This is a genomic window from Aeromonas sp. Prich7-2 (assembly GCF_017939255.1).
GTDB classification, from domain to species: domain Bacteria; phylum Pseudomonadota; class Gammaproteobacteria; order Enterobacterales; family Aeromonadaceae; genus Aeromonas; species Aeromonas caviae.
Map to the genome: position 1 here is coordinate 229,131 of NZ_JAGKRI010000117.1, position 14,135 is coordinate 243,265.

The window sequence follows — 14,135 nt, forward strand, 5'->3', positions numbered from 1 at the left end:
GCCATGGCCGAGGATGCAGGCATAAAGGCCCCCCGCTGGCGCCGCTGGGGCAAGGAGGCGCTCTGGCTGCTGCTGATGGCGCTTGTCATCACCACCCTGGTGGATCTGTGGCGCAGCCCCACGCTGCCGGCGGGGGCCATGGAGGCCCCCTTCACCCTGCAGGACGGCACCACCACCACTCTGACCGAGCAGAGCCGCGGCAAGCCCCTGCTGGTCTACTACTGGGCCAGCTGGTGCGGGGTGTGCCGCTTCACCACTCCCACGGTGGAGCAGCTCTGGCAGGAGGGTGAAAATGTGCTGACGGTGGCACTGCGCTCCGGCAGCGATGACCAGTTGCGCGCCGGGATGGCGAAGAAGGGGCTGACCTTCCCCACCCACAACGACGAGTCCGGGGATCTGGCCGCCCGCTGGCAGGTGGGGGTGACGCCGACCTTCCTCGTCATCAAGGATGGGGCTCTGGTGAGCAGCACCACCGGCTGGAGCAGCGCCTGGGGGCTCAGGTTGCGGCTGCTCTGGGCAAGCTGGTAGCCCCCCTTCATGCCAGAGATGCAAAGAGCCCGGTATCGCTACCGGGCTCTTTTTCATCGGAGGGCTGACAACCCGCCCTATTGGGCGGCCTCCATCGCCCGCTTCTCCAGATTGGCCTTGATGTCGAGACGCTCAGACTCCCCGATCACCCCGTCACCGTTCTTGTCCAGGCGAGAGAAGAGCGCCTCCTGCCGCGCCATGAACTGGGCCCCGGTGGTCTCCCGCGACGGCTTGAGCTGGCTCATCCGCTCCGGGACCGGCTTGCCAGCCTGTTGCATCACGCCAGCCAGCTTTGCCAGGTTGGCCTCTTTCTCGGCAACCGACAGCACGCCGTCACCGTTCTTGTCCTGCAAGGCGAAGCGCTGGGCGGCGCGCTCCATGAACTGGGCCCTGGTGACATCCCCCATCAGCGGCGAGGCGGGCAATATGTCGCTGGCAGAGGCGCCACTGCCTGCCAGCGCGAGCACGAAAAACGCGGACTTGACCATGGCGATGACTCCTTGTGACGGCAGAATCCGGATGGTTCGGACAAGAGGGGGCCGGGCAACGCCGGGGCCTGCCGCCCCCCTCTGCCAGTGTAGCCCCGCCGCCATCTCGCACCGCCCGCTCTTTTCGTACAGAAAGACCGCACTTTCATGGCAGAGGCGCCGGCTTTCCGTTAAAATCTCCGGTTTTTGCCGAGCCTGGTTTGCCGACGTTCCGCCACCAGGTCGACACAGGATGAATTCCACCATGCCAGTGAGGCAGGATCCGTCATGAACAACTACTTCCGGGTGTTGGGCGTCAAGTCCAATGCCAGTGAAAACGACATCAAAAAAGCCTATCGACGGCTGTCGAACCAGTACCACCCCGACAAGCTGCACGGGGCGAGCGAAGAAGAGAAAGAGCAGGCAGCCGCCCGGCTGCACCAGGTAAAGCAGGCTTATGAAGTGCTGTCCGATCCGAAACAGCGGGCCGCCTTTATCAAGGATTTCAACAACGTCATCGTGACCGATCCTGCTGCTGCCATGCAGGAGATGTGGGACCAGTTCTACCCCTGAGCCACCAGGCAAGAAGAGCAACTATGCAAAAAAAATGGGACCAGGCACGGCTCAAGGCCCTGCAAAGCGATGCCAGCGAGAACATCGAATCCTACCGGGATCAGGACGACCCCAAGGGGCTCGAGCAGTTCACCGACCAGATGAAGGCCCTGCTGCTGGCCGACATGAGCATGCTGGAGTTCATGCCCGAATACCTGCCGCTCGCCCTCTATGGCCGGGTGCAGTTCCCGGCCAAGGCCAAGGGGCAGTGGAACAAGTGGCTCGCCAGCGGCGAGCAGCCCTCCTGGGACGAGTTCAAGGTGAGCGTCGGCTTCAACAACGCCGCCCTGCCGCTGGTCAAGGCGGTGCGGGCCCAGAGCGAAGATCAGCTGATGGAAGCCTGCGCCGTGCTGTTCCTGCTCGACAACCCGCTGCCGCGCGGCAGCCACCGTGCCGATGACGACTACGAGCTGCGCGACGAGGAAGAAGATGACGGGGAAGATGCCGACGCCGACTACCACGGCGGCGGCCGCCGCGATCGCTATGGCGACGACCAGGGCGAGCAGGATATGTACGACGAAGTCCGTTTCTAATTGGGGCAAGGCATGAGCAACAGTCTGATAGAAATTACCGCCATCGAGATCAAAGAGCTGGCCGTCATCGAGCCGAAGCAGGCCAGCGAGAAGTTCGAGCTGATCGCCAAGACCATGTCTGACGACCAGCTGGCGGAAGTCATTGAAAATATTGATATCGTTACCCTGACCCAGATCAACGGCCAGCACGACATCTCCTTCCCCTCCATCATCTCCGAGCTGATGACCCCGGAGCGGATCCGCGACATCGTCTGCCAGCAGCCCCTCTACTGGGAAGAGGCGATCAAGAACAACGCCGACGAGCTGCAACAGCACACCTTCGACTTCCTCAACTACCTGATCCGCACCCAGGAGAGCGAAGCCAAGCAGCGGGAGATCCTCGAGTGCGTGGCCGAGGATCCGGCCGGTCTCTTCTACCTCGCCATCCCCTTTATCGAGTTCTATCGCGGCGATCGCTATGAAGAGGAGGAAGGCTATCGCGACGTGCTGCACGCCGAAGAGGAAGATCTCGAAGAGTCCCTGCGCTACAGCGAACGCCAGCAGAGCGAGGATGTCCACGACTACGCCCTGGACGACCCGCGCAGCCTCTTGATGCTGATCCGCGAGCTGGCCCCCGAGGTGGAGAAGTCCATCAAGTCGCTGCTGCGCAATGAGCACTCCACCTGGGACGGCATTATCAACAAGTTTGCCGCCGAGCTGGTGATGCAGGCCAAAGAGAAGAACAAGGTCGAGGAAGACGAGTACGGCGACGTCGACGACATGTTCAGCTTTCTGGATTAAGGAGCCCATTCATGCAGTTAGTCATTCGCGATGCCAACCAGGGCCCCTATCTCACCCAGGTGCTGCGCTTTGGCCGCGACAATGAACTCTTGAGTCAGCAGCAGCTCGCCGCCATCAAGGGCAAGGCGGTGCTGATGAGCCTGAAATTCGCCGACAAGTACTACAACAAGTACAAGATGCACCTGCTGGAGCAGGCCGCCCACGACGTCATCGGCGTGGTGAGCCTGGGGTTGCAGGAGCTCTCCCAGCGGGATCCGGCCAAGGCGCTGGCGCTCTTGCTGGCGCCGGAAGGCCCCATCAAGCCGTTCCAGAAGGGCTGGTCCATGCTCATCACCGTCAGCCCCAAGCAGGCTGGCAACAGCCTCTACGGTGACGTGGATGCGCGCCTGCTGGACAAGATCTCGAGCCCCCCCGACATTGAGGAGTGGCAAGGGTGGCAGGAGTACGAGAAGGCACTGACCGAGCACAACAAGAGCCGCCTGATGGGGCTGATCGACCAGCACTTCTTCGCCAGCGAGAGCGACCACCCCACCATGGAGGACAAGTTGGCCGAGGCGCTGCTCTATCGCATCCTCTGCGGCAAGGGCAGCGGCGCCGCCCCCCTCAAGGTGAAGCAGGATCTCAAACGCCGACTGGCGCGAGAGATTGCCCTCGACGAGGCCTGGTTCGACACCGACCATCTGGCCACCCAGCTCGCCCTGATGCTGAGTGAGCTGCCCGCCGACATGGCCGCGGCCCTGCGCCAGGAGCTGAGCCCGGGCTTCGTGCCGAACCTGCTGCACACCCTGGGGTTTGTGCGCCAGTACCAGCAGCTGCAAAAAGAGGACGCCTCCCCGGAGAAGCTCGACAACATGGAGATGCGCGCCGGTCTCAAGCATCCCCTGCTCGGCTGGCCCCTCTACCACGACTTCTGATGACGGGCCTTTCCCTTCTGCGTATTCCAACGCCCGGCTTGCCGGGCGTTGTGCTATCCAGCGCCCCGTTTTCAACACAAGCCCTGGCCGTGAACACCGATCTCGGCAGAAAACTACCCCGTAAGCGTCATTGGCCACATTTTTGACAGGGATATAATCACTCCCCCATACCAGAGCCGGGGAGCAAGGCCGTGAGCAGAAAGCCCGACAGGATCACCGCGATGCAACAGATCATCGACGCCGTGAAGGCGGAGTTTCCGCTCTATCAGCCGGATACCTTCAAGTGCGGACCTGACAACACCTGCATCGGCTGCCCCAAGAAGCTGATGGAGCTGGTGGATACGGACCTCTGCTACTGGCAATATCAGATCGATCGCGGCATCCTGCCCACCTTCGACGAGCTCTACAACTTCGGCAAGATGTGCAAGAACATCCGCCGGGCCCTGGTGCGCAATGGCCGCATTCCCGCCTGAGCGCCCCATCACAGCCAGGACTAAGGCCCCCGCCGGCAACACCAGAGAGGTAGAGAGCATGACCCAGGAGAGGATACAGACCCGCTACACGCTGGATGGCCCCCTTGCCAGCCGCGCCGAGCTGGAGCAGGCCATCACTCGGGCCATCGAGGCGAACAAGCAGGACTTCTTCCCCCTGCTGGAGCGGCTGGTGGACGTGGGGGACAGCCGGGTCAAGCTCAGTCAGAAAGACCCGCTGCGGGTACTGGGGGTGGAACTCGACGGGGCTAACACCGGCGGCAGTGCGCGCCTCAGCTACGAATCCAACTTCGCCGAGAGCTGCCGTCTTATCGATGAATACGACCAGCACCAGACCAGCCTGGCCTTTACCCTCGACGGGGATCAGCTGATATTCGATCTTGAGCTGCCCATTGCCTGGAACGTCGACAACTAGGGCCACTCCCCGCCTTCGCCCTGCCCATCACAAGAAAGGAGCCTTGCCGGCTCCTTTGTTACTGACTCACCGCATCGCGCGGCTCGTCCCGCCCTCTGCGTCACCCCTCGGGTGAGCTCAGGTAAGATAGTAACGCCACGACCGGACCGGCTCGGCGTAACCGACCCGGATGCAGAAGGGCGCCAGATCGTGATTGGCCTGCTCCAGGCTGAGGGTCTGGTGGGTATCCTCCTGGCACCACTGCACGAACTCGCCGCTGTTGAAGCTGTAGTGATCCCCGTGAAAGACCCCGTGGGCCTCGATCAGCCCGATGGCTTTGTCGATCTCCATGATTGGCCTCCTGGCACTGTGCTGATCCCTTTAAGCTTAGCGAGCAGAGGCGAGTAGGGTCGATTAGCGAAGCGTAATCGTCCACGCCATTGGCCCCGTGGTGATTGGAAAAAAGGGAGATAAGAGGGGTTGCAACAGGACAGTGGAAGCCTATTTTCGCGAACGTCTGATTTTGCTTGGCTAAGCAGACCTGCATCCCTTCGTGTAGCAAAATTCAGCACGGATCACGAAAAGAACCATTCGGTTCTGATAAGTTATCAAAAATATTAATTTGTTTTCAGATGTCGGGCTTCGTCAATTTAAGCCAACCTACCAACTTCAATTAGAATTAAAGGCTACACATGAAAGATTTAAATGATCAGAAAAAAATAGCTGTTCTCATTGACGCGGACAATGCACAGTATTCGAAAATCAAACTTATTCTTGATGAAATATCAAAACATGGACATGTAATAACCAAAAGAGCTTATGGTGATTGGTCAAGTGAATATCTTAAAAATTGGAAAACAAGCCTCAATGAGTTAGCTATCCAACCGATTCAACAATTTGCGTACACCACTGGAAAAAACTCAACTGATTCATCATTAATCATTGATGCAATGGATTTACTATACGCAGAAAAATACGATGCTTTTGCAATTATATCTTCAGATAGCGACTTCACAAAGTTAGCATCTCGGTTGCGTGAATCAGAAATGTATGTTTTTGGCGTTGGAGAAAAGAAAACTCCTATATCATTTAGAAACTCATGTGATGACTTTATTTTCACAGAAAACCTCGGTGAACCAATCCCTTCAATAATACATACCGGTCTTGTTAATGTCTCACCTTCTACAGATAACGAAAAAATTCCTCAGGAAATAATCGATGCTTTGTTACAGGGTTGGCTTCAATATAAAGAGGATGATACAGAAAATTGGGCAAATGTAGCCCCAGTGGGAGGCTTGCTAAAAAGGTTAAAGCCAGATTTTGACCCTCGAACTTATGGAGTAAGCAAAACTCCAGAGCTAATTTCAAAAATAGATATATTCGAAATGACAAGATATAAGGGTAAAGGAGGGGTTAATATCGTAGCCTATCGACCTAGGAATATATCCTAGTTGAAATTTTATTCGATGTGACTGCTCACCAATATTTTGTTGAGAGAGCAGAGTTTGAGGCGATCATGCCATGATTTAATTTTGTAGGTTGGATTTATGAATCCATTAACTACTAGAAATAAATTATAAAAGGGAGCGATTTATTCGCTCCCTTCTCTATTAATTACCTGTACAGATCTAGTTATCACCTGACACCGGCCTCAAACCGGTGTCTTGTTTACGCTACTTTAGAGCGCACTTCCTTCGGTATCAATTTCAGACCCTTTTTGAACATGCTGTAGGGGGTTTGACCCTCCATCATCCTGCCCTGATGTGGCCGCTGGGTGTTGTAGTGATCCAGATAGCTGTCCAGGTCTGTCTGCATCTGCTCCACTGATTCATACCAGGTCGTCCTCCCCTTGATACGGAAGTGTTCATCCAGCAGGGTGCGATGTAGCCGCTCGATAAAGCCGTTGCTCTGCGGCCTGCGTACCTTGGTGGTCCGGTGCTCAATCCCCTCCAGTTGCAGGAACAGCTCGTAGGGATGATGGTCAGGGCGCCCGCAGAACTCGCGCCCATTGTCCGACAGGATGGTATAGACCCGTGCCTCATGAGCCTCGAAGAACGGCAGCACCGTTTCGTTGAGCACATGGACCGACGTCACCGGCAGCTTGCTGGTGTAGAGCCGTCCCCAGGCGTGGCGGCTGTAGCAATCGAGCACGGTTTGCAGATACACCTTGCCCACCCCCTTGAGTGCACCGACGAAGAAGGTGTCGACCGCCACCAGTTCCCCGGTGTAGTGGACCTCAATCTGGCGTTCGCGAAACTCGGGGCTGAAGCGCTCTAACAGGCGAATTTGCTCGTCATTGAGTTCAATGGTCTGCTCCCGGTGGGTTTTCTCGAGGCGCAACAAACGGTCGTGTTTAGAGAGCAAGTCATGACGTTGCCACACGCCACGCACACCGCCTGCACTGACGTTGATACCCTGCAAAGCCAGTTCTTGCACGACCCGCAGCGGGCCATGGGTTGGTCTGGTGAGAGAGTAATCGAGGATAGCCTGTTCAATCTCGGGAGCGACCCGGTTGGGATGCGCCCCTTTACAGCCGGGGAGTTTGTCGAGCAAGCCCTCAGCCCCATAGGTCTGGTAGTTACGGCGAATCTCGTAGAACTGCTGGCGGCTGTAGCCGATGAGCTTGCAGGCTTTGCTGACGTTATTGAGCTCTTTGGCGAGCTCTAGCAGGCTGAGTTTACGACGTGCTACTTTCTCGTTGGTGGTCATACGGTGACTCCGGATAACACGGTAGGGGTACCGTTTTGTTATCCGGTTTGAAGCCGTATGACCACTCCCTTTTGTGGGCAACTGTCAGGTAAATACCATCTCCATACAAATTACCCTTCCTGATTTTCCCCGGCTGCCGGCTCGGCGCCGGCGACGGGTTCAATCTCGATGCGATCGACCCGCTGCAAACCGCGGGGCAGTTTGGCGCCACGGCGGCCGCGCTCGCCGCGGTAGTAGTCAAGATCAGCTGGTTTTAGGGTGAGCTTGCGCTTGCCGGCAAACAGGGTGACCGACTGGCCCTGGGGGATGACGGCGGCCATCACCATAAACTCCTCCCGCGCCTTGACGCGCGCCGACGGGATGCTGATGAGCTTGTTGCCCTTGCCCTTGCCGAGTACCGGCAGGGTATTGAGCGGGAACAGCAGCATGCGCCCCTCGTTGGAGATGGCCATGCAGAGATCCGTGTCCGGCGCGCCTATCCTCTGGGGCGCCATGACGATGCCCCCTTCCGGCACGGTCAGCAGCGCCTTGCCGTTCTTGTTTTTACCGATCAGGTCGTCATATTTGCAGACGAAGCCGTAACCGGCGTCGGAACAGATGAGGTACGGCTCGCCTTCATTGCCCATCACCAGATGGCGTACCTCTTCGCCGGCCCCCAGCGCGAAGCGGCCGGTGAGCGGCTCGCCCTGACTGCGGGCCGACGGCAGAGTGTGAGCCTCCAGCGAGTAGGTTCTCCCCAGGGTGGAGAGGAACACCGCCTGCTGGTTGCTACGGCCATGGGCGTGGGCCAGATAACCGTCCCCCGCCTTGTAGGAGAGGCCCTCCACATCCACGTCGTGACCCTTGGCGGCGCGCACCCAGCCCTTGTCGGAGAGGATCACGGTCACCGGCTCACTCGGGGTGAGCTCCTTCTCGGTCAGGGCCACGGCGGTGGCGCGCTCCACCAGCGGGGTACGGCGATCGTCGCCGTACTTCTCGGCATCCGCCAGGATCTCTTTCTTCAGCAATGTGCTGAGACGGCGCTCGGAACCCAGGATCAGTTCCAGCTTGTCGCGCTCTTCCGCCAGTTCGTTCTGTTCGGCGCGCAGCTTGAACTCTTCGAGCTTGGCCAGGTGGCGCAGTTTGAGCTCGAGGATCGCCTCGGCCTGGGTTTCGCTGATGTTGAAGCGCTCCATCATCACCCGGCCCGGCTCCTCCTCGGTGCGGATGATCTCGATCACCTCGTCGATGTTGAGATAGGCGATGAGCAAACCTTCGAGGATGTGCAGGCGGGCCAGCACCTTGTCGAGGCGATACTGCAGGCGGCGGCGCACCGTCTCACGGCGAAAACTCAGCCACTCGGTGAGGATGGTCTTGAGGTCTTTGACCTGGGGCCGGTTGTCCAGACCCAGGATGTTGAGGTTGACCCGGTAGTTCTTCTCCAGATCCGTGGTGGCGAACAGGTGGGCCATCAGCCCCTCCACATCCACCCGGTTGGAGCGCGGCACGATCACCAGACGGGTCGGGTTCTCGTGGTCCGATTCATCCCGCAGATCGGTGACCATGGGCAGCTTTTTGGCCACCATCTGGGCGGCAATCTGCTCCATGATCTTGGCGCCTGAGGCCTGATGGGGCAGCGCGGTGATGACAATGTCGCCATCTTCTTCGCTCCACACCGCCCGCTGCTTGATGGAACCCTTGCCGGTCTCGTAGATTTTGCGGATGTCGTCGCGCGGCGTGATGATCTCGGCATTGGTCGGGTAGTCCGGCCCCTGCACATGGGCCATCAGGGCATCCAGGCCGGCGTTCGGGTTGTCCAGCAGTTCCACACAGGCGTGGGCCACTTCCCGCGCGTTGTGGGGCGGGATATCGGTCGCCATCCCCACCGCGATACCAGTCACCCCGTTGAGCAGGATGTGCGGCAGGCGGGCGGGCAGCACCACAGGCTCCTTCATGGTGCCGTCGAAGTTCGGCGTCCACTCCACCGTGCCCTGGCCCAGCTCGGAGAGCAGCAGCTCGGAGAAGCGCGACAGCCGCGCTTCGGTATAACGCATGGCGGCGAAGGATTTGGGATCGTCCGGCGCACCCCAGTTGCCCTGACCGTCCACCAGCGGGTAGCGGTAGGAGAAGGGCTGGGCCATCAGCACCATGGCTTCGTAACAGGCGCTGTCGCCGTGGGGGTGGTACTTGCCCAGCACGTCACCCACGGTACGGGCGGATTTCTTGTGCTTGGACAGCGCCGACAGACCCAGCTCGCTCATGGCGTAGATGATGCGCCGCTGCACGGGCTTGAGGCCGTCGCCGATATGCGGCAGGGCCCGATCCATGATGACGTACATGGAGTAGTTCAAGTAAGCCTGCTCGGTAAAGGTGCGCATTGGCTGGCGCTCCACCCCGTCCAGACTGAGCTCGATGGCATCACTCATGTGATTATCTCTTTCGGTTCGGGAGCTGGTTGGCGCTCTACTTCATCCAACAGACTGAGCTCGATAGCATCACTCATAAGGTTGTTCTCTTGCTATGGCGCGCCCTCAGAGGGCACGCCGGAAATGCGGGTCGGCAGGGGGCCGACGGTGAATCACAAGACCCCCTCCCAACCTCCCCCTCCATGAGGGGGAGGAGAGGCTTGGCCCCCTCCCCCTCATGGAGGGGGAGGAGAGGCTTGGCCCCCTCCCCTTGCGAAGGGGAGGGCCGGGGTACTTGCGACTCGCTTTAGATGATGGCGAGGTTGCCCTTCTCTTCCAGCCATTCGCGACGATCACCGGCGCGCTTCTTGGCCAACAGCATGTCCATCAGTTGCAGGGTCTCGTCCCCATCTTCCCCTTCCGCGCCCATGGTGAGCTGCACCAGGCGGCGGGTGTTGGGATCCATGGTGGTTTCCCGCAACTGCTTGGGGTTCATCTCACCCAGCCCCTTGAATCGGGTCACCATCACCTTGCCCTTCTTCTTCTCGGCTTCGACCCGTTGCAGCACGCCGTTCTTCTCGTCCTCGTCGAGGGCGTAGAAGACCTCCTTGCCGATGTCGATACGATAGAGGGGCGGCATGGCCACATAGACATGGCCCTTTTCCACCAGGGCGCGGAAGTGCTTCACAAAGAGGGCGCAGAGCAGGGTGGCGATGTGCAGACCGTCCGAGTCGGCATCCGCCAGGATGCACACCTTGCCGTAGCGCAGGCCACTGAGGTCGTCGGAGTCGGGGTCGAGCCCGATCGCCACCGAGATGTCGTGCACTTCTTGGGAGGCGAGCACCTGACCGGCCTCCACCTCCCAGGTGTTCAGGATCTTGCCGCGCAGGGGCATGATGGCCTGGAATTCGCGGTCGCGAGCCTGCTTGGCACTGCCGCCCGCGGAGTCCCCCTCCACCAGGAAGAGCTCCCCTTGCATGGGATCGGCGCAGCCGCAGTCGGTGAGCTTGCCGGGCAGGGCAGGGCCCTGGGTTATCTTCTTGCGCACTACCGTCTTGGCGGCGCGCATCCGGCGCTGGGCGCTGGAGATACAGAGCTCCGCCAGCTGTTCGGCCAGTTCGGTGTTGCTGTTCAAGTAAAGGCTGAAGGCATCCTTCACCACGCCCGACACGAAGGCCGAGCTCTGGCGGGACGACAGTCGCTCCTTGGTCTGCCCTGCAAACTGCGGGTCCTGCATCTTGATGGAGAGGATGTAGGCGCAGCGATCCCAGATGTCTTCCGGGGTCAGCTTGACCCCGCGGGGCAAGAGGTTGCGGAACTCGCAGAACTCGCGCATGGCGTCGAGCAGCCCCTGGCGCAGGCCGTTGACATGGGTGCCACCGAGCGCGGTGGGAATGAGGTTCACATAGGATTCGGCGAGGCACTCGCCCCCTTCCGGCAACCAGCACAGGGCCCAGTCCACCGCCGACTGCTCGGAGCTGAAAGAACCGACGAAGGGCTGCTCCGGCAGGCAGGTGAACTGCTTGACCGCATCGATGAGGTAATCCTTGAGGCCGTCTTCGTAGCACCACTCCAACTTGATGCCGGTGTTCTTGTCGAGGAACTTGATGGTGAGGCCCGGGCAGAGCACGGCCTTGGCTTTGAGCAGGTGCTCCAGCTTGGAAACCGAGAAGCGCGGCGAATCGAAGTAGCGCGCCTCCGGCCAGAAGCGCACCCGGGTGCCGGTGTTGCGACGGCCGCAGGTGCCTGTGATGGTCAGATCAGACACCTTCTCGCCCCGCTCGAAGGCGATGTCATAGACCTGGCCGTCCCGGCGCACAGTCACTTCGACCCGATCGGAGAGGGCGTTCACCACGGAGATCCCCACCCCGTGCAAGCCGCCGGAGAACTGGTAGTTCTTGTTGGAGAACTTGCCCCCCGCGTGCAGCTTGCAGAGGATCAGCTCCACACCGGAGACCCCTTCCTCCGGGTGGATGTCCACCGGCATGCCGCGACCGTCGTCGATCACCTCGAGGGACTGATCCTCGTGCAGGATCACCTCCAGATTGCGGGCGTGACCCGCCAGCGCCTCGTCGACGCTGTTGTCGATGACCTCCTGGCCGAGGTGATTGGGCCGGGTGGTGTCGGTGTACATGCCGGGGCGGCGACGCACCGGTTCAAGGCCATTGAGGACCTCAATGGCATCCGCATTGTATTGAGTGGACATGGAGGGCCTTGCGAATTGACGTTTGGGGGGAATCTTACTCGCTAGGAGGGCCCGGGACAAATGGGGCGCTCGCAAAGGGTGATCCAGAGGGGCTCCGGCCTCCCCGCACGGGATCAGGCGGGTTCCCCGGGCAGGGCCTGCACAAGCTGGGAGAGGGAGCAATGGAGTCGCCACACCAGTCCCGCCAGTGCCCGGGCCGCCGGGTCTGCATGTTCCCCCAGCCCTTGGCTGATGCGGTCCAGCTCCGCCAGGGTGCGCCCCAGGGTCTCGTGCTGCACGCCCCCTTCGGTCAGAATGCCTTTCAGGCAGCGCAGACAGCCGTCCCGCACCAGATAGAGGGCCGGATCCCGGCTGCGCCAGAGCCTGAGCTGCCAGACGATATGGCTGCAATTGAGCAGCACCACGCCCCAGCGCAGCACCCAGAGCCGGGCCCCCTGATCCTGACTCTGGCTGAGCTGGCTCACCGCGTGATAGACCCGGGATTCAAACTCCCCCTCGCTCTGATGCGGGGCCGGGGCCAGCTGGTCCACGAAATCCCGCCGCAGACGATGCATCAGGCGGCGGCTCTTGCGCCGATCCGAGCTGGGCCTCAGGAGCTGGAACGCCAGCCCTGCACTCATCACTCCCAGTGCCTGGGCAAGGCTGCTGTTGACGAAGGCGAGGTAGTCGTAGCTCGGCGGATTGGTGATGGCGAGGAAGGAGCCGAGCAGCACGATGAGCTGGCCCCAGAGCGCCGCCCCCTGGGGGCGCTGCAATTTCAGCAGTTGCAGGGTGATGAGGGCGGGGAACAGCAGGGAGCAGAAGATCCAGAAGTCGTCGATGCGGATCATCAGCCCGAACTTGACCCCGAAGCAGATAAAGCTGAGCAGCACGATGGCCTTGAGCATGGTCTGGGCCCCCTTGGCCGGGGCCGGGGTGGCGGAATAGAGCACGCAGCAGATGGCGAGCAGGGTCAGGGCTGCGGCGCCCGCATCCCACTGGGTGTGGATCCAGAAGGTGCAGCCCAGCATCACGCAGAGGAAGGTACGCCCCCCGTTGTAGGCCGCCTCCAGGCCGTCGGTGTGGCTGGTCAGAGAGCTGTGGCGCGGCGGCGCCGGCCACTCCTGACCATCGTGGCGGGCCAGCCTTTCCAGCCAGCGCTGACACTCCAGGTAGCTCCAGCAGAAGTGGCGCAGCCGCAGCCAGAAGGCCTGACAGCGATAATCGTCCCCCGAACGGGCCACGAAGGGCGCCATCAGGCGGGCGATGCGCAGCTTGTCGCAGCCCCCCTGTCCCAGCTCCCGCAGCACGGCGGCCAGCATGGGGGCCGGGTCGACTGCGTCCTCTGGCCAGTGTTGCAGCATGCGGCGCAGCCCCGAGATGAGGCTGACCATCCCCAGCTGGCGATGGAGCAGATAGTTCAGCAACTGGTTGTGGCGGCGCAGGCGGTGGTGGCTCCAGACGGCCTGGATGCGCAGCACGTTCAGGGTGAGGATCTGACCGATCACCCCCTCGTGGGCGGTGCGCACATCGGCGCCCGTCTCCCCGAGCCAGAGCAGCTGGGCATGTTCCAGCAGCCGGGTCTGGCTCTTGCCGAGGGAGTCCAGCAGGGTCTCGCCATCGGAGAAACTCGGCAGGATCATCATCATCAGGCCGCCGCAGAGGATGCCGACGATCACCTCGCTCAGCCGGGCCTGGGCGATGTCGAAGATATGTTGCGGGTCGGTCAGGTTGACGCAGGAGAAGGCGATGATGGCGGCGGTATAGCCCGCCAGGGCGAAACCGTAGGAGACGTTGTTCTGATGGTGGTTGGAGATGTAGGTGCAACCCCCCAGCCAGAGGGCGATAAGCAGGCTGAAGAGCCAGGGATCACCGATGCCAAGGCCGGTGATCATCACCGCCGCCATGGCGCCGATGAGGCTGCCCACCACTCGCCCCAGGCTCTTGCTGATGACGCCCCCCACGGTGGGAAAGCTCACCACGGCGGCGGAGGTCATGGCCCAGTAGGGAGAGTCGAGTTGCAGCACGAACGCCAGCCAGAGCGACAGGCACATGGCCAGGGCATTGCGCAGGGCGTAGCGCCACTGGCCGCCGTTGGCCTTGCCCCAGGGGGTCTGGCGCCAGAGCGAGGGGATCAC

At 60.8% G+C, this 14,135-nt stretch carries 14 protein-coding genes; 8 read left to right on the forward strand and 6 right to left on the reverse strand.

The annotated features are described in order from the left end of the window. Positions 1-3: 3 nt before the first annotated feature. Positions 4-528 carry a protein disulfide oxidoreductase gene (locus J9892_RS17075; protein ID WP_052814378.1) on the forward strand — a complete coding sequence of 175 codons (525 nt, stop codon included), beginning with the start codon at positions 4-6 and terminating at the stop codon, positions 526-528. A gap of 77 nt (positions 529-605) precedes the next feature. Here J9892_RS17075 and J9892_RS17080 read toward each other — a convergent pair whose 3' ends face one another. Then, positions 606-1,016 (reverse strand): EF-hand domain-containing protein, encoded by a 411-nt coding sequence (locus J9892_RS17080; RefSeq protein WP_210538605.1) that lies wholly within the window; start codon positions 1,014-1,016, stop codon positions 606-608. A gap of 267 nt (positions 1,017-1,283) precedes the next feature. On the opposite strand from J9892_RS17080, the gene J9892_RS17085 reads away from it, so the two are divergent. The 6 genes from J9892_RS17085 to J9892_RS17110 all read left to right on the forward strand — a co-directional run bounded on the left by J9892_RS17085 (position 1,284) and on the right by J9892_RS17110 (position 4,740). Further along, complete coding sequence (locus tag J9892_RS17085; RefSeq protein WP_024943298.1) at positions 1,284-1,568, forward strand: DnaJ domain-containing protein; 285 nt, start codon at positions 1,284-1,286, stop codon at positions 1,566-1,568. A 23-nt stretch (positions 1,569-1,591) separates the two neighbouring features. Continuing rightward, positions 1,592-2,140 (forward strand): hypothetical protein, encoded by a 549-nt coding sequence (locus tag J9892_RS17090; RefSeq protein ID WP_017778352.1) that lies wholly within the window; start codon positions 1,592-1,594, stop codon positions 2,138-2,140. A gap of 12 nt (positions 2,141-2,152) precedes the next feature. Then, a complete protein-coding gene (locus J9892_RS17095; protein ID WP_041212370.1) occupies positions 2,153-2,920 on the forward strand; it encodes a hypothetical protein in 768 nt (255 codons plus the stop codon). Positions 2,921-2,931: 11 nt separating this feature from the next. Continuing rightward, the gene (locus tag J9892_RS17100; protein WP_052814376.1) at positions 2,932-3,834 is read left to right on the forward strand and encodes a hypothetical protein; all 903 of its coding nucleotides are present in this window, start codon (positions 2,932-2,934) and stop codon (positions 3,832-3,834) included. Positions 3,835-4,055: 221 nt separating this feature from the next. Continuing rightward, positions 4,056-4,307, forward strand: coding sequence for a hypothetical protein (locus J9892_RS17105; RefSeq protein ID WP_052814375.1), 252 nt, complete (start codon positions 4,056-4,058; stop codon positions 4,305-4,307). Between the two features lie 58 nt (positions 4,308-4,365). Beyond that, the gene (locus tag J9892_RS17110) at positions 4,366-4,740 is read left to right on the forward strand and encodes a hypothetical protein (protein ID WP_052814374.1); all 375 of its coding nucleotides are present in this window, start codon (positions 4,366-4,368) and stop codon (positions 4,738-4,740) included. Positions 4,741-4,857: 117 nt separating this feature from the next. Here J9892_RS17110 and J9892_RS17115 read toward each other — a convergent pair whose 3' ends face one another. After that, the gene (locus tag J9892_RS17115; RefSeq protein WP_201894589.1) at positions 4,858-5,070 is read right to left on the reverse strand and encodes a hypothetical protein; all 213 of its coding nucleotides are present in this window, start codon (positions 5,068-5,070) and stop codon (positions 4,858-4,860) included. A gap of 341 nt (positions 5,071-5,411) precedes the next feature. Here J9892_RS17115 and J9892_RS17120 point away from each other — a divergent pair, with 341 nt between their 5' ends. Then, the gene (locus J9892_RS17120; protein ID WP_201894588.1) at positions 5,412-6,170 is read left to right on the forward strand and encodes an NYN domain-containing protein; all 759 of its coding nucleotides are present in this window, start codon (positions 5,412-5,414) and stop codon (positions 6,168-6,170) included. A 217-nt stretch (positions 6,171-6,387) separates the two neighbouring features. On the opposite strand, the gene J9892_RS17125 is transcribed toward J9892_RS17120, so the two are convergent. The 4 genes from J9892_RS17125 to J9892_RS17140 form a co-directional block, all read right to left on the reverse strand. After that, positions 6,388-7,428, reverse strand: coding sequence for an IS481-like element ISAs19 family transposase (locus J9892_RS17125; RefSeq protein ID WP_210538606.1), 1,041 nt, complete (start codon positions 7,426-7,428; stop codon positions 6,388-6,390). Between the two features lie 110 nt (positions 7,429-7,538). Beyond that, positions 7,539-9,833: a DNA topoisomerase IV subunit A gene (parC, locus tag J9892_RS17130; protein WP_210538607.1), complete on the reverse strand. Its 2,295-nt coding sequence runs from the start codon at positions 9,831-9,833 to the stop codon at positions 7,539-7,541. A gap of 286 nt (positions 9,834-10,119) precedes the next feature. Then, positions 10,120-12,018: a DNA topoisomerase IV subunit B gene (gene parE / locus J9892_RS17135; RefSeq protein ID WP_210538608.1), complete on the reverse strand. Its 1,899-nt coding sequence runs from the start codon at positions 12,016-12,018 to the stop codon at positions 10,120-10,122. A gap of 113 nt (positions 12,019-12,131) precedes the next feature. Beyond that, positions 12,132-14,135 (reverse strand): FUSC family protein, encoded by a 2,004-nt coding sequence (locus J9892_RS17140; RefSeq protein ID WP_052815079.1) that lies wholly within the window; start codon positions 14,133-14,135, stop codon positions 12,132-12,134.